The organism is Pontibacillus sp. ALD_SL1, assembly GCF_017355605.1.
The window spans coordinates 382,184-398,040 of sequence record NZ_CP062974.1 but is presented as its reverse complement, the minus strand read 5'-3'; the positions used below and the strand labels follow the sequence as shown (position 1 = coordinate 398,040).

The 15,857-nt window shown below is 37.4% G+C and carries 13 protein-coding genes; 3 read left to right on the top strand and 10 right to left on the bottom strand.

The window, feature by feature from the left end; translation table 11 throughout:
• Positions 1–336: 336 nt before the first annotated feature.
• Both IMZ31_RS02065 and IMZ31_RS02060 read right to left on the bottom strand, forming a co-directional pair.
• Positions 337–1,086 (bottom strand): C39 family peptidase, encoded by a 750-nt coding sequence (locus IMZ31_RS02065; RefSeq protein WP_207529001.1) that lies wholly within the window; start codon positions 1,084–1,086, stop codon positions 337–339.
• A 309-nt stretch (positions 1,087–1,395) separates the two neighbouring features.
• Positions 1,396–2,373 (bottom strand): thermonuclease family protein, encoded by a 978-nt coding sequence (locus IMZ31_RS02060; protein WP_207529000.1) that lies wholly within the window; start codon positions 2,371–2,373, stop codon positions 1,396–1,398.
• A gap of 245 nt (positions 2,374–2,618) precedes the next feature.
• Between IMZ31_RS02060 and IMZ31_RS02055 the strand changes: the two genes are divergently transcribed.
• Together IMZ31_RS02055 and IMZ31_RS02050 are read left to right on the top strand one after the other, a co-directional pair.
• The gene (locus tag IMZ31_RS02055) at positions 2,619–3,446 is read left to right on the top strand and encodes a toll/interleukin-1 receptor domain-containing protein (RefSeq protein ID WP_207528999.1); all 828 of its coding nucleotides are present in this window, start codon (positions 2,619–2,621) and stop codon (positions 3,444–3,446) included.
• A gap of 158 nt (positions 3,447–3,604) precedes the next feature.
• Positions 3,605–5,245: a DUF2075 domain-containing protein gene (locus IMZ31_RS02050; protein ID WP_207528998.1), complete on the top strand. Its 1,641-nt coding sequence runs from the start codon at positions 3,605–3,607 to the stop codon at positions 5,243–5,245.
• Between the two features lie 630 nt (positions 5,246–5,875).
• Here IMZ31_RS02050 and IMZ31_RS02045 read toward each other — a convergent pair.
• From IMZ31_RS02045 to comJ, 3 genes are all read right to left on the bottom strand, one after another.
• Positions 5,876–6,136 carry a YesK family protein gene (locus IMZ31_RS02045; RefSeq protein ID WP_207528997.1) on the bottom strand — a complete coding sequence of 87 codons (261 nt, stop codon included), beginning with the start codon at positions 6,134–6,136 and terminating at the stop codon, positions 5,876–5,878.
• Between the two features lie 142 nt (positions 6,137–6,278).
• Positions 6,279–6,854: a VanZ family protein gene (locus tag IMZ31_RS02040; RefSeq protein WP_242705620.1), complete on the bottom strand. Its 576-nt coding sequence runs from the start codon at positions 6,852–6,854 to the stop codon at positions 6,279–6,281.
• A 150-nt stretch (positions 6,855–7,004) separates the two neighbouring features.
• Complete coding sequence (gene comJ, locus IMZ31_RS02035) at positions 7,005–7,475, bottom strand: competence protein ComJ (RefSeq protein ID WP_207528995.1); 471 nt, start codon at positions 7,473–7,475, stop codon at positions 7,005–7,007.
• A gap of 340 nt (positions 7,476–7,815) precedes the next feature.
• On the opposite strand from comJ, the gene IMZ31_RS02030 reads away from it, so the two are divergent.
• Entirely contained in the window at positions 7,816–9,036 is a 1,221-nt protein-coding gene (locus tag IMZ31_RS02030; RefSeq protein WP_207528994.1) for an IS110 family RNA-guided transposase, read from the top strand.
• A gap of 227 nt (positions 9,037–9,263) precedes the next feature.
• Here the strand turns inward: IMZ31_RS02030 and IMZ31_RS02025 are convergent, their stop codons facing one another.
• The 5 genes from IMZ31_RS02025 to rlmD form a co-directional block, all read right to left on the bottom strand.
• On the bottom strand, positions 9,264–11,231 hold the full coding sequence (locus IMZ31_RS02025; RefSeq protein WP_207528993.1) for an insertion element protein: 1,968 nt from the start codon (positions 11,229–11,231) through the stop codon (positions 9,264–9,266).
• Complete coding sequence (locus tag IMZ31_RS02020) at positions 11,224–11,478, bottom strand: hypothetical protein (protein ID WP_207528992.1); 255 nt, start codon at positions 11,476–11,478, stop codon at positions 11,224–11,226. Before IMZ31_RS02020 ends, IMZ31_RS02025 begins: the two co-directional genes overlap by 8 nt.
• Positions 11,479–11,784: 306 nt before the next feature.
• Positions 11,785–13,629, bottom strand: a complete 1,845-nt coding sequence (locus IMZ31_RS02015; protein WP_207528991.1) for a DUF2075 domain-containing protein — start codon at positions 13,627–13,629, stop codon at positions 11,785–11,787.
• Between the two features lie 238 nt (positions 13,630–13,867).
• Positions 13,868–14,374, bottom strand: a complete 507-nt coding sequence (locus IMZ31_RS02010; RefSeq protein ID WP_207528990.1) for a YehS family protein — start codon at positions 14,372–14,374, stop codon at positions 13,868–13,870.
• Between the two features lie 75 nt (positions 14,375–14,449).
• A complete protein-coding gene (gene rlmD / locus IMZ31_RS02005; RefSeq protein WP_207528989.1) occupies positions 14,450–15,823 on the bottom strand; it encodes a 23S rRNA (uracil(1939)-C(5))-methyltransferase RlmD in 1,374 nt (457 codons plus the stop codon).
• Between the last annotated feature and the right edge of the window lie 34 nt (positions 15,824–15,857).

Sequence of the window (15,857 nt, the reverse complement as noted above, 5' to 3'; positions counted from 1 at the left end):
GAGGGAAATCCTCTGACATTACTCGTCTCGTTGTCCAAACCAACGCCTCCTTTTTCTCTATACCTAACTATACGAATGAGAGTAAGAAATGTTTCGTGATTCTTTAGTTTGACTATAACGGAATGGCACGGCGTCTGCAATCAAAGGATGGGTCGTCTTGATCAAACGTTTGATCAATTTTTTATAAAGGGTGGCAGGGGCAAGTGGGTCTCTGACATTTTGATTGCTTTTTGCTAGGAAAAGGTCATAGAACAGGTTCTTCTCTTACCTTTTGGAGCTCCCAATCTATAAAAGGTCACAGACAGACTCCTGTGCCCCCATCTATAAGTGATGAGATTAGTTTAATGTAATAGCTTGTCTACCAAATGTATCCCAAGCAGCTACGAAATCTGATAACGGTAATTTACGATCCTTTTCCTCATAAAGTGGATCGTTTATATAGACGTGGTCTTCATCATAGCCCGTAATGAGAACAGAATGAATCTTCTTCGTAATACGTAGCTCTCCTTCATTAGTGATCCATGTTTCCCAGTGTTCGGGATCAATGTCTCCAAATGTACTCGCTACAATGACCCATACTGGCTTCTGATTATCGAGCGCCATCTGAATTTGATAAAATGAGCCACCCGTTAGATTGTGAATCTCACCTGGCAAATACGTTTCAGCCAAACTCACAACAGGCTCCGCAAAGACAGAAAGACCAGGATTTGAGTAATCATACATATCACCCACAAACCCGTCATTCGGATTCCCGTATAACCCATTTGCTAAATAAGGTACCTTCGGGATCTCTTCAGCTAGCTTCATTTTATCTACATCAACATCTGCATATTGCAGCAACATCGCGAGAGATGTCATTTCACATCCCCTTGGTAACTCTGGTAATTGTTGAATATGAGGGGCATTTACGAGTACTTGTGATTCTAGTTTTGGTGTTAGAGGACTTGAAGAAATAGTAGGTTTGCTGCTATGTGACGACGCTTGATAGACAACAACTTCTTTTGCTTTAGTAGTTTTATGATTCTGAAAGACAAACATCACAGCTACAATCGTCAAAATAGTAATACCACTATATAAAATTTTCAATACTTTCTCCCCCGTATTTAATTATGTGGTGAATCTGGGTTAATTCTATCTTTTGTACTATAGTTAATTATAACCAAATCCTCCCATGTGTTAAATAGAATTTTTGGACTGGGAGGCAATTCAGATATTAGAAACTAGTTTAATAGTAATAAAGTATTACTGTATAAGGATTAAGGAAAAGCGCCCGTCGTAGCTTTATCAAACTATGAAATATGCGTAACATAAAAAAAGTGTTTGGCCCTCAGAACTGAGGGCCAAACACTTTGTTTCACGAGCGCTAAACACACCTATTCCTATGACAGCGCCTCCTTAAGGTAAACTCTCACATGCCACACCATTACCATCTCTATCTAAACCATGTGGATCTTCTTCAGGCCCACCTGCAGCCTCAAAGAAACTCTGAGCTTCTTCGTGAGTATCAAAATCACTGCAATTCTTATCTTCACCAAATGGATCATACGGACCTTCATACTCCTTATCGTTATTCGGATCTTCTGCAACATCTGAATTAAAGCCATCTTCTGTTACATAACCTTCAATACTCCATATATTCAGGTTTTTGTTCACTGCTTTCGTCTGAGCTTTTATGAACGATTCAGAATAAGTATATGGTGGGTCGTAAACATAAGCATAGCGAGCCAACCCTTCTTCTAGAAGCATTTTGTTAAAGTTAGCACCATCAACCCAAACATAGGCGAGTAAACGGTTATACTTGTCTCTCTTTGGGCCATCAAACTCAAGTGTAACTTCTTTACCACTCAAAGTTTCTTTAGTAAATTCACTCGCTTCCGGGCCATAAGGTTGCACTGGCAAGGATGGATGTTTCGTTTCTGGTGTATCTACTAACAGTAGCCTAACCTCTTCTGTTTTACCATTATAGGCAACCTCAATCGTATCACCATCAATCACGCGAGTTACAGTAGCCGTTTGTTTTTCATTAATAGTGAAGTTAAAAGTCGTTTCCCCATTCATTTCTAGCCCTTGCGAAGAATGAACCCCACTAATATGTAAGGTGTACTCAGCACCAGTATCGTAACCATTATCAGGAGCTTCAATTTTTAGAGTATGTTCATCAGACAAATAGATGTTTTGTGTTAGGACAAGTCCATTGTCTCCTTTTTGAACATAAACATCATCCAACTGATCCCCATCAATGGATGTATTGAACTCTACTGTCCAATCCTTATCCACCGGTACATCCGTTTCAGAACCGAATGTCTCTGCATGAATAGGAGTGACTACAGCTAACATGAACACGAGTGCCATCAACCACGTTTTCCATTTCATCGCTATCTCCTCCTCAAGTTTTAATCTAATTACCCAACCTTATATTAACAAAAGTAGTATATTACGGAAATTAATTCAGGGCAAGGGAACAGGTACCTTGTCCCCTGGCTTAAACCCATCAGTTAACAGGATGCAAGATTTATATATGGAGAACTTTAATATAAAAAACATTGAATTCCCCCTCCAAAAAATACATTTTATGTTAAAGTTTTAGGGAATACAGCAAAATGAAAGAGGTGGAATAATTGGATACATTAAAAAGTCTTAAGTTTGATGCGCAAACATATAAAAAATTAGTTAAAGATTACATTGATGATCCTTATATAAATAAAACTTTTGATAATTTAATTACTTGCTTAGAGAGTAAGGATTATGAAGGTACGATGTTTTTTTTAGAAAAAATATTAAACTGGTATACATCAAATCTTCAAAAAATTGAGAATAATGAATTTGTTAATAATTACGATAGCCACTTTGAAGCAGCAGTTCAGATTACTAATTACTTTCATACATTAAAAGAGCTTTCTAATAGAAATGAGTTAGGTATTGAAAATTTTGATGTGAATAATACTACTCACCCAAAAGAAACAATTTTAGGTAACCGCATATTTATAAGTCACTCTAGTAAAGATGAAAGGATTTGTACCGCCTTCGTGAACCTGCTAGAAGTTTTAGGTGTGCCTGAAGAAAATATATTATACTCAAGCTCCGAACGATTTGGCATACCTGCAGGAAAAGATATTTTTGAATACTTAAAAGACAGTATAGTTGAAAATTTCAACGTATTTTATATGTTGTCAGATAACTATTATAATAGCGTTTATTGTCTAAATGAAATGGGAGCAGCTTGGATAAACCAGAATGATTTCTCCATTTATCTTCTTCCTAACTTCCATCAGGGGATTGAAGGTGTTATTGATAAAAATGTTAAAGGATCTAATTTAACCAGTAAAGTGATGTTAAATCAGCTCAGAGATAAAATAACACATGACTTTAATACATCAATTTCGGAAAATAGATGGGAAGAAGAGAAAGATAAATTTCTTGAAGTAGTAAATTCTTTTGAAGTTTAAAAATTTTGTAGAAGTCCACTGTAGCGCCGAAGCGTGTCTATTGCTCTTTCCAACAATAATTTCATCTAAAAAAGAAGCATGGAAACCTTCCTGTTCAAGTGAAAAAGTACTTCTTTTATTAAAGCCTATTATCTAAAAAGAAAAATGAGGCCAAAAATATGAGTGAATTAGTATTTGAAAACAGAGATTTTACATGGGATTATGAGCATACCGTTAAGCAGGTTCATCTAAATAATTATCCTATCGTCTATATTCTTTATAACGAGAAAAAAAGACCATCAGCTTATATCGGACAAACCGTTCAGGCTACAAGAAGGTTAAAGAATCATTTAGAGGATAAAAGGCGAAAGAACTTGAACCGGTCTATTTTAATTGGACACATGAAGTTTAATCAGTCTGCTACGTATAACATCGAGTCGAACTTAATTAATTTTTTTATTGCCGATAACCACTTTCAATTGCAAAATGTAAGTCAGACCAGCTCAAGGGAAACGCACAATTACTTTCAGAAATCATTCTATAATGAAGAGCTTTTTCAAGAAATTTGGGAGAAGCTTCGGGAAGATAAAATTGTGAATGATACCCTTGAAAATCTTAGGAACAAAGATATTTACAAACTATCACCTTACAAGGAATTGTCACCTCTGCAGCTAGATATTAAAGATGAAATTCTTAATTTCTGTAAGGAACATATTAATTTAAAAGAAAACCATGTGATTACAGTTGAAGGAGATGCTGGGACAGGTAAAAGTGTCCTCTTAAGTTCTTTGTTTAATACTATTCAAGATTTATCTAAAGATAGTAGCTCTCTTCTACAAGGAACCGATAATTACATGCTAGTAAATAATGGCGAGATGCTAAAGACCTATAAAAATATCGCTAACAGTTTGCCGAATATTAAGAAAAAAAATCTAATGAAACCAACATCATTCATTAATGAGAAAAAGAAGGCAGGAGATTCAGCTGATATTGTTCTCATTGATGAGGCTCATCTACTATTAACAAAGGAAGATAGCTATAACAATTTCTACTCTAAGAATCAATTAGATGAAATTATTAAACTTAGCAAGATTACTATTGTTATCTTTGATCCTAAGCAAGTATTAAAAATTAAAAGCTATTGGAACGACAGTTTGCTTAAGGAAATTACCAAAAACTATTCCGCCAAAACCATAAAGTTAACAGACCAAATGAGAATGAATGCCAATCCTGAAACAATAAATTGGATTGATCACTTTGTCGCCAAGGACGTTCTTCCTCTCCCTGTAGAAAAAGACTCCTCATTTGAGCTAAAGATTTTTAAAGATGCTGAGTCGTTTAAAAAAGCTATAGAAATTAAGAATACTGACATTGGACTATCTCGTATTGTTTCAACCTTTGACTACTTACATAAGAAAGACAAAGAATTGTATTTTGTCGATAAAGAAGGGATTAACATGCCTTGGAATAACACTATGAATAATGTGGCATGGGCTGAGAATCCGGAATCAATTAGAGAAGTAGGCTCTATTTATACTGTTCAAGGCTTTGACCTTAACTACGTTGGAGTAGTTCTAGGTCCATCCATTAGCTATAATGAAGATGAAGAAAAACTAGTTATTGATCCCTCAAAATATAAGGATAAAGGGGCATTCGCTTCACGATCTGACTTATCAACAGAGAAGAACCGAGAAATTAAGGAAGAAATCATTCTCAATTCCATTAACGTTTTAATGAAAAGAGGAATTCACGGTTTATATATTTATGCTACAGACCCTATATTAAGAAGACACCTACTACATTTAGAAAGAATAAGATAAGCTTGAGCGATATTCCACAGTTAATTAATAAAATAAATACATTCCAAGTCGAGCGTAATTAGAGACCATATCACTATCCTAAAACTTTGTTAATTCTATTGAAGTAGCTGAACTACTTGAAGACTTTAAAGGGACCAGTAGCGAGGAAGCAATAGAAACTAATAAAGAAAACATCCGAAAAAAAACGCGGATATCTAAATCTACTCATGTTCTTCATCTGCATATTTTCTGACTGTTCGCAAATTAACTTTTGCTCGGTTTGCGATTTCATTTATTGAAACATCTTCATGAGGTCTTAAAGTTTTCATATAATTATCTTGCCCATTCCTAGCAATCCTTTCGACCTCCACTGTCTTTGGTTCGACACCAATAACAGTAGAGCTATACAATGAAAAAAGAAGCAGCAAAAAAGCTTAAGTAGTTCAGTTGTGAAGTAGAAAACACCAATTCACAAGCGAAATAACAAGGTAAATCGCATAACTTTGGACAGCAAAATCGCACAAGAAAACGCAGAGGTATATGTCCCTCTGCGTTTTTAATGTTTTATTGACTTGTTTTTCAACTAAAGCACCCGTTAGCTTAATAGGGAACGTTGTTAAAGTGCCCTGACTGGACCGCTTTTTTAAGCGGTTACTTAATTCTTTTCAATAAAGCTGAGGTCCACATAACGATAGAAGAGATGACGGAGGCAATCAAAATCGAAAAGCTTATAGCCCCTATCCCTATTCCTTCCCAACCTCCCACAAGGAAACTGATCAGTAATAAAACAATACTTACCAACATGAATAGTGGTGAAAAGACATAGTAGAATTTGGAGTCATTCTTTTGTAATATCAAAGAAATGCCTATTAAACTAACGGTAATGATAGCCGTCATGAATAAGTAAGACATTTGAATTCCTCCTCTGGAAAAGTCGTAACATACATCTCTATATTCAAAAAATCGTTCTTCCACTAAACTGCCCTATTAGTAAAAAGCGATCATCCATTATTGAACAATCGCACCCGTTAGTTGAAGTAAATCGCTTAACAAATCAAGCCCCAACACCTTGATCTTTTTTATTTTTTGCAAATATGATAATTCTTTTAATTAGTTCAACAACTACAAATCCTAAAAGACCACCCAAAGTATTTAAAATTAAATCATCTACATTAAATGTTCTTCCTCTAATAAACCCTAAAAACCCAAATATTAGCTGGGAAATTTCAATAGTCAGACTTACCATAAGAACAACAAAAAAGGATTTTGAAAAACGTTTTAATCTAAATAAAACAGATAAATAAATTCCTAATGGCATTAACATAATCAAATTATAAACACTTAATTTAACAGAGTTCCAAAAAAACCAATCCAGACCATTGTTATGATACATGCCGTACAAGTCACCAACAAAATGGAGTGGAACGACCTGTATTCTTGGATCAACATCTTTTTGAGGGGGAAGCACAATTCCACCCGTTGTTAATTGAATGACATTCAAAAGATAAAAAATGAAACTATAAAAAATAATTCTTCTTAATAGATTTTTTGTTCTATTTTTAATCACATCAATAACTATGTATATAACTAATAGTATTGAACCTAATGCAACAACATCATATATAGCCAACAAGATCCCTCCACAATTTCGTTCATTTAGATTACCCATACCAAACCTTAATTCTTGTTAAACATTACTGCCTCTTTAACACAATAGGAGCTGCCGCATCGACAACTCCTATTTCACTATCGCACCCGTTTGTTTAATTAGACTTTCTCTTTATATTGCTGGTTCAGCTTTCATCAATAACGCTGATGGTGGGTTTGGTTCTTCATCTGCTTTGATAATATTTGCCTTTGGATTATTATTTTTTATGAAATTGAATGAATAATGACCTAAACCATTTTCTAATCGCTTTACGGTAAAAAGTAACTCGTACATCCCTTCTTCGATATCGATAGCTGTTGTTTCCATGACAGAACCAATTTCAATTCCTTTATCACCGATTTGAAAAGGTACAACTATTGCCCTAATAACATCAGTATCCACTTCTTTTTTTTCCGTAACTCTTACAGTAATTTTGCCCTCTTCATCATCGGAAAGAGTACCAAAAGATACAGAACCTTTTCTCCAAGCAAAACCTTGATTTATATGAATGTCATTCCAGTCATTAAAGGGGGTTTCTAAACCATACTGAAATACAGCTAATTGGGAATAGAAAATATCACTTTCAAAGGTTATCTCACTCATTGACCTCATCATTTTAATAAATAATAAAACCATTATACCGTAAGTAAAAGAACAACTCTTCTTTCACTAAACTGCCCCGTTAGTCATTCATGTAGCGCAAGACCAGCGCTACACCACAGAGAATGAAAATGGATATGATCTGGATATACTGATTCTACGGCTGGATGAGGAAGGTCGATAAACTTTGGTGCGTTAGAGCCCTTCCGTTAGTCTGACTCCTTCGACCACGGTGCATCACAGACTGTCGCTCCCTTACGGGAAGCACTCATGGTAGATTAATCCTTTTTCTGGTTGTTGCACCAGCCTCCAATAATTTTTTGCCGTAGAAAGGATGGTTTCAATGGATGTCATCATTGAAAGAGCCTGTGGTATGGATGTCCACAAAGACAACATTACTGCATGTATCATCACTCCAGAAGGAAAGGAGATTAGAACATTTTCAACTAAAACGGTATTCTTGATTCAAATGATTGACTGGATCAAGGAACATAGGTGTACCCACGTGGCAATGGAAAGTACAAGTGTCTACTGGAAACCTATTGTCAATTTACTAGAAGCAGAAGATATTGAGTTTCTAGTTGTGAATGCCCAACATATTAAGTCTGTCCCTGGACGTAAAACAGATGTAAAAGATGCTGAATGGATTGCTAAACTATTAAGCCACGGCTTACTCAGAGCTAGTTTCATTCCAGACCGAATTCAACGAGAGTTGCGTGAACTTGTTCGTTATCGTCGAAGCATCATTGAAGAGCGTGCTAGACAACATAATCGGATTCAAAAAGTTTTAGAAGGAGCTAATATCAAACTTGGTTCTGTTGTTTCCGATGTTATGGGCGTATCAGCTCGTGATATGCTTCGTGCAATCGCCGAAGGCGAAGACGACCCAGAAACACTAGCTAACTTTGCAAGACGAACAATGAAAAAGAAAAAAGACGAACTTAAGCTTGCGCTTAAAGGTTATATTAGTGATCATCAACGTCTCATGATAAAGACTATTTTAAATCATATTGATTTCCTGACCGAACAAATTAATATGTTAGATCAAGAGGTATCAGCTAGGGTGAGTATCTATCATGAAGATGTAGAGCGTTTAGATTCAATTCCAGGTATCGCAACAAGAATGGCTGAACAAATGCTTGCTGAACTCGGAACAGATGTAAAGAATCAATTTCCAAGTGCATCCCAAATGTGTTCTTGGGCAGGATTAGTACCTGGAAATAACGAAAGTGCAGGAAAAAGAAAATCCTCTAAAACTAAGAATGGAAACAAATACTTAAAATCAGCATTAATTGAAGCAGCTCATTCTGTCCGAGGATCAAAGAACTATCTTGGCGCACTTTATCGTCGTACTGCTTCACGAAAAGGTAAAAAACGAGCAGGAATTGTAGTCGCTCATGCAATATTGCGTATCTCTTACTATCTATTAACCCGTAAAGAAATGTATGTAGATTTAGGAGAAGATTATTTTGATAAGCAAAAACAACAATCTATTATTCGGCATTCACTACGAAGACTAGAAAGTCTCGGTTACACTGTTTCAATTGTAGAACCAGAAGCATAATAAACTGATTCAGTCAACTTTAATAGATATTCGAACTTAAGCGCACTCCCTTTTTAAAAAACAATGTGCTGCGTCTTCTTTAGTTTTGCCTTTTTACTGATTTTGGGTAAGTTAATTTTCATGGTAGTTTAAGTACATTTCTTCACAAACTCTACATTCATTTTAACATTAAATCCCAAAACCCTCCATGTATTTGGATAAAAAAAACCAAGCTCAACACACTTGGTTTATCTTAAATAGATAATGTCGTTCCAATCGAACGCTTTATCAGTAATTCCTAGTCTCTGGGCGGGAGTTGCAGTTACAATTCCTCCATTTTCTTTTGTGTTAAAACTCAAGCAGAAGTTGTAATGCGTTCTTATAATCGTAATTGCCATTTGTGCGTACTTCGGATTGAAATTTGAATAGATATAACTCTTTCCATCCTTTCGAGCAGTCACAATAGGTCTTTCTAAGATACTTAAACGTCGACGAATTTGTTGTAAAAAAGAACTAATCGCATTGTCATTTACGTTTAGCAGCAGCTCTGCAATTTCCTTTGGCTCGTATGCAGATAAGTCCGTAGTACAGTCCACCTCATTAAACCCTTTGTCTTTAGATGCTATCGGATGTTCAATAGGCGAGTTAGCCCACTCCCTATAAGAATATCCTGATGCTGTCGTCGTAGTTTCGTGAAATGAGTGCGTTTTGAAGTGTTCGGTTAACTTATGCTTTGCCAAATTCATAATATTTTTTGTGTCGTATCCTCTGTGGGCTCCCCAATCTAATAAATCTTCTTTGGCATTTTCAAACTCCCTCAACGCCTCTTTCTTAGATTTGTTTCTATCGGTTAAAAACAAGAAATGGTGAGCATCAGAACGCTTGATTTCCTTTGCAAATACACGGTAGAAAGCGGTCATTATAGAGTTATCCTTATCACTTACCATGCGCCACTGAGAAGCTTTCACAAGCTGTTTAATGAGCCAGTAATGTGCGACGGTTGTGTAGGTTGAATTAACGTGCAATCCATTTACATACTGTTGTCTTTGCTTAATTTCACGCAGTTTTTTATCGAAATCAAACTTCGATTCCGTATCGTTTTTAGAGGGTTCTTGAGGATAGTGTTGGAAGTCTAATCGAGCATTCTTCTTACAGAAATCATTGAGGTGATCCTCTTTGAATTTTCGGGTATCAACGTTTAATTCATCAAATGATTTCTCCCAATCGTAGGCAATATCTGAACGGATTATATAACGAGAATGAACATCGCCTGTCACAACAATATAAGTGGGCAGCAACAGATCTTCTAATCCTCTATATTTCGCTGAACCTTGCCCTTTCTTCCGAACATTGTTGAGGTAGTAGTGCATTTTGTCAGTATTGAGCCAAATCTCTTTAAATTCATTTACTTCAAAAGCTGGTTTTTCGTGGCGTTCAAGAAACTCTAAACACCTACGATATAGCCATTCTAACTTGCCATAATACGTTCCTGAACCGATCTCCAGAATATCGCAAGCGCGATTAATAGGGACTTTATTGACAAGCAGTTTAGCAAACATAGGAAGGATATCATTTCTTTTTTGATTGTAGGTTGTTGATTGTTTTCTGGTTGGCAGAACATTGGTGATTTTCTTGCAGGTCTTACATTGCCATCTTTGAGAACCAGCGGAGCTTTTCCCTTGCTTATAAAACAACTTTTTAAATTCGAAGGGAGAAGAGCCAGTGTTAGGACACCCATCCTTATGAAAGTTATAATCAGGGTCAATGTCTTGCACAGTTTCCATCGTTACTATCCGCCTAATTTCTTCTGCAATAGCCCAGTTTGATAGGGGGACGGTACTACAATCAAGCGTTGGCAGTCCTTTAGTGGGATTTATTGGGTCGGGGTTGCAACGAATGGTTTTGCTTCTACTTTTTGAACTTCCAAAAAGTCGGTATCTACTTGGTTTGCCTTTAACAGTTTCGTATTTGTGTTGATCTTCTCCAAGCCACTTACAAAAAGGTTCGTTACAGTGGTTATATTGAATGGTATGGTTTAGACCATTCCAATTAAAAGATACAGGTTTATAAAGCATGTCATTGTATCTAGTTGCAAACTTCTTAGGTTTTAATAAATCGTATTGCTTTTGGCGATCTTTTATTTCCTCATTCGAAACAGGAACTGCTACCTCAACAATTGTGTCCTCACTTGTTGCAAGTCGCTTTAATTTAGCCAATATGCAAATCCTCCAAGTCTTTTTCTTCGATTTCCAATTGCTTTAAAATCCGCTTATTATTTCGCTTAGAAGCGATCCATTCTAAGAATTGTTCATCATTTAAAATGTTCACCAAGAACATATCGACAACTTCACTTTCACTGTATTCGGTGTATTCCGCGTAGTATTTCACAATTGCTCTAATACGTACTGAGATGTCCCAATCCACTTTAGTAGAATTCTTATTTTTGGGTTCAATGAACTTCATACTCCAATTCGACTCCTTCTATTGAAAATGGTGGTCTAAATAACATACAAACTAACATTGTTTTTAGCACGCTTTTAAACATTGACCAACAGCTATTGTCCACTTGCTAAAACAAGTGTTAAAACTAATGCTAATTTGTGTGTTGAAACGTAAGAAAGCTTATAATATCAGTATATACTAAAAGGCGAATTCATATGCGAATTCGCCTTAAAATTAACCTGTTATTTTCGTTTTTCTACCTCAGAACTGAACTACTTAAAAAAAGCTGCTTCTTTTTCATTGATGTAATTTGTGTCTAATGTTCACTCAAGACTTTTTCTTAAGATATCCCCCCAATTCTTCATCACAACAATAAACATAACACCCTTTCATGCCCCGAGTCATAAGCGTCTTATACGTATTCCGCACCAAATCAAACAAGGGATCCTCTTCTCCTTTTTTAGGCTTCCGAGGTCTAGCGCCTTTATCTTTAAATTCTTCCCTTCGCACAATAAGGGAGTCCGTTTCTGTGTCATATCCTAGGTCCTTTCCAATAATGACACCTACATAATCCATCTCTAATCCCTGGACTGTATGAATACACCCAACCTGCTCCGAACAGTCAGGGTGAATTGCCCAATCGATTCGATTTGGGTCGTTCCAAGGAAGAGCAAAGTTGTGTTTTGGTATTGTTACATCAAGCGGAAGTTCTCCCCCTTTTGAGTTCTTGTCCCAATCCCAAGCATATCCTGCCAATAACCTTCCTGAACGTTTATTGACGATCTCTTCTGTAAGTTCATGGGGATTCGAAACCACTTTAAAGTCAAAATCACCTTCTAGCTCAACCTCTTCATCGGTATAACCTAATACACTATTCAGCCATTCAATGAAATTACCTGAACCTGAACACCGATACTGTGAATCTAGTTCAACGGTATGCATGGTAGCTCCTTGTTTAGCGGCTTCTTCTCTGATGACCTTTTCACTTCCAATATCCTTTTTAGAGATAACTTGCTCGTCATCTACAAAAAAGACACTCACTTTAGAAGACCGAATAATTTGGGTAGCCTGATTCTCCCCTTCAATCTTTTTCTTCATATGGCCTTGTTCTTTTAAACGGTGAGCCTCATCGCAAATTAACACATCAAAATAATCTACCGGTGTATGAACGTAAGAAGCCGAGCCTTTGAATAAATCTCGCACTTCTACATGACTAGTTGAACCAATTAGTTTTTTACGGAGGATTTCTCTGAATGCCTGATTGGGAGTAATATACTCGGCATATGCGTTTTGCTTTAATAACTGACTCATAAGGTTCAATCCTATAACAGACTTACCAGTTCCGGGTCCACCTTTAATAAGGATCGAATGCTTTTGATCCGTTTCTGGGCTGATTCGATTATATATACTTAACACTTTCTCAAAAGCGACCTTTTGTTCGTCTAACAACACAAACTCCTCATTACCATCTATTAAGGATTCTACTGTTTCTACTAGTTTCTTAGAAGGTTTTATTTTTCCATGTTCGATGGCCTCAGCTATCTCGCCTCCCCCACCTTCAGAAACAGTATGATTAATCCTCTTCGCTAGGTCACGGTCACTAAATTGAAAAAACAAAGGAGATTCATCTAAATATCCTTTATAGCGCGGGTCCAACAAAGGTTCTTTGTCTGGATTTTGGATATAATTATGTAAGTACGCGCAAGAAGACAACTGGATTGAATCATCTGTGTAGAGTGATTCATTAAAATTAAGTAAAAACTTTTTGTAAGAAGATGCTTGATAAGAGGGATGAACCGTTTCTCGATCACGCCCTCCTAGAAATGTTGTGACAATACCATTACCATCTGCGAGATTAGCCTTTTGCCATTGTTTTAACTCAATAATCATAGCGTTCTTTTTATTCTCCTTATCACGGCCTGCTATGATGAAGTCAATTCTCTTCTCTGTAGACGGAAGCTTATACTCTAATAAGATATGGGCATCTTTATCCACACCTGAATCTCTTATCACTTTAGCCATTTGGGGCAAGGAATTTTCCCAGGATCTAATTTCACTAGATGACACCACTTTATTCATTTTGTTTAAGACGTTTTCCTTTAAGACGTATCCAATTTTATTCTCTTTTATATGGTTAACAAAACTTGATGACGTTTCATTATAGATAATCATATGTATGATCCGTCCCCTCTAACTGGATATTTAAGTGCGTTTATCTCAAGGCTTCTATATACTTACTCTTCTAAGATTATTAATCTTTTTTCATTCTGTATTTAAGAAACCCTTATATTGTAATAAGTTTTAATCAGTTTCATTTTACCATCAATTTACATCGAGTTATATTATAGAAGCCTACTCAACACTCTCTACAAAAAAACAGAAACCCTCAAAGAGTTTCTGCTTCTCAACATCAAATGCTTTTACCCCTATACCTCACAGTCAACCCCTTCAAAAAACTCCTCGCAAACTTATCCCCACAATCCTTATAATGCTTATGCCCCTTCTTCCTAAGCAAAGCACTCAACTGACCTTTCGTCACATGAACTCCCGCCTGATCGAAAACCTCAAGCATATCCTCACTCGTCAACTTAAGAGCAATCCTCAACTTCTTCAACAGGACATTATTAATCCACTCATCGCGAGACAATGCTGGGCGCTCAGGCTGTCCTGGCTTCGGCTCTTGCTTACCTCTTTTATGAATAATCAATCCATTTAAGAAGCGCTCTACCGTTTCATCATCGACCGTCTCTTCCGCTTCCTCTAGGTCCTCGCTGTAACTGTCATTTGGCTTAGTAAGCATTTCGCCTACTTCTTCTTTTGTTACCTTCATGCCGCCTAGTTCAAAGATCTCGACCATTTCGTCATTCTTTAAATCAAGCGCATATCGCAATCGGATTAATCGATCGTTATTTATCATTTATCTGGACCACCTTCGTTTATAAAGCAAAGCCCCGAGAATTAGGACAAACTCTCGGGACTCTTGTCTTTTGTATTATTTTCTTTTTAACCAAGCTACATTCTCAATGTGGCCGGTTTGTGGGAACATGTCCACTGGCTGTACTTCCTGGGTCTCAAATCCACCATCTTCTAGAATGCGAAGGTCGCGGGCTAGTGTTGATGGGCTGCAGGATACATACACAATTTTCTCTGGCTGCATCTCGATCATCGCCTTTAGTAGCTCTTCGTCGCACCCTTTACGTGGAGGGTCAACTACGATCACATCAGGATCAAGGCCCTGGCTCTTCCACCATGGGAAGACTTTCTCGGCTTCTCCGACGAAGAACTCAGCGTTGTCCATGCCGTTTAGTTTTGCGTTTTTCTTAGCGTCCGTTACGGCTGGGGCAACGATTTCAACGCCATATACCTTTTTCGCTTGTTGGGCTAAGAAGAGGGAGATTGTGCCGATGCCGCTGTAAGCGTCGATTACCGTTTCGTGACCTTTTAGGTCTGCATAAGCTAGAGCTTGATCGTATAGCTTCTTCGTCTGAACAGGATTGACCTGGTAGAACGATTTTGGTGAGATCTTGAACTCGATATCGCCAATGCGGTCGACGATGTAGTCGTCTCCGTATAGAACGGTAGTTTTGTCACCTAAGATGACGTTTGTTTTCTTTGAGTTAACGTTGTGAACGATTGACTTCACATTCGGATACGTCTCTCGAATCTCTTCGACAATTTGTTCTGCGTATGGCAACTGCTTTGTACGGGTTACCATGACAACCATAACATCGCCAGTTGTTTGGCCGGTGCGAACCATAATGTGACGAAGGACGCCGCGGTGTTTTTCTTCGTTGTAAGCTTCAATGCCGTACTTCTCAGCAATGCGGCGAACAGCTTCGACCATGCGGTTGTTGTGTTCGTCTTGAATCATGCATGTGTCCATCTCAATTATGTCGTGGCTGCGCTTGCGGTAGAATCCAGCCTTCAGGCGATCACCGTCTTGCCCGACTGGGATCTGAACTTTATTACGGTAGTACCACGGGTCTTCCATGCCGATGGTTGGATGTACAGGCACGTCGCTTAAGTGTGCGATCTTATGCATAGCGTTTTTCACTTGATTCTGTTTCATATCTAGCTGCATTTGGTAGCTCATATGTTGAAGCTGACAGCCACCGCATTGCACGTAAACAGGACATGGCGGGTCTACACGGTCCTGGCTTGCTTCTGTAACATCTAGTAACTTCCCAAATCCGAAGTTCTTCTTCACTTTAATGACTTTCACTTTTCCTGTTTCACCTGGTAGAGCATAAGGTACGAAGAGCGGGTACCCATCGACTTTGCCGACGCCGTTCCCTTCGTGCGTTAAGTCTTCAAATGTCACTTCAATTGTGTCATTCTTCTGTACCGGTGGTGCTGGCTTAGACATTCACATCTTCCTTTGCCGTTCAGATTGCTGAATG

Coding starts and splice junctions, on each gene's coding strand:
- IMZ31_RS02010 (WP_207528990.1), bottom strand. CDS start 14,374: ATGATAAATAACGATCGATTAATCCGATTGCGATATGCGCTTGATTTA.
- IMZ31_RS02015 (WP_207528991.1), bottom strand. CDS start 13,629: ATGATTATCTATAATGAAACGTCATCAAGTTTTGTTAACCATATAAAA.
- rlmD (WP_207528989.1), bottom strand. CDS start 15,823: ATGTCTAAGCCAGCACCACCGGTACAGAAGAATGACACAATTGAAGTG.
- IMZ31_RS02020 (WP_207528992.1), bottom strand. CDS start 11,478: ATGAAGTTCATTGAACCCAAAAATAAGAATTCTACTAAAGTGGATTGG.
- IMZ31_RS02045 (WP_207528997.1), bottom strand. CDS start 6,136: ATGTCTTACTTATTCATGACGGCTATCATTACCGTTAGTTTAATAGGC.
- IMZ31_RS02030 (WP_207528994.1), top strand. CDS start 7,816: ATGGATGTCATCATTGAAAGAGCCTGTGGTATGGATGTCCACAAAGAC.
- IMZ31_RS02050 (WP_207528998.1), top strand. CDS start 3,605: ATGAGTGAATTAGTATTTGAAAACAGAGATTTTACATGGGATTATGAG.
- comJ (WP_207528995.1), bottom strand. CDS start 7,475: ATGAGTGAGATAACCTTTGAAAGTGATATTTTCTATTCCCAATTAGCT.
- IMZ31_RS02060 (WP_207529000.1), bottom strand. CDS start 2,373: ATGAAATGGAAAACGTGGTTGATGGCACTCGTGTTCATGTTAGCTGTA.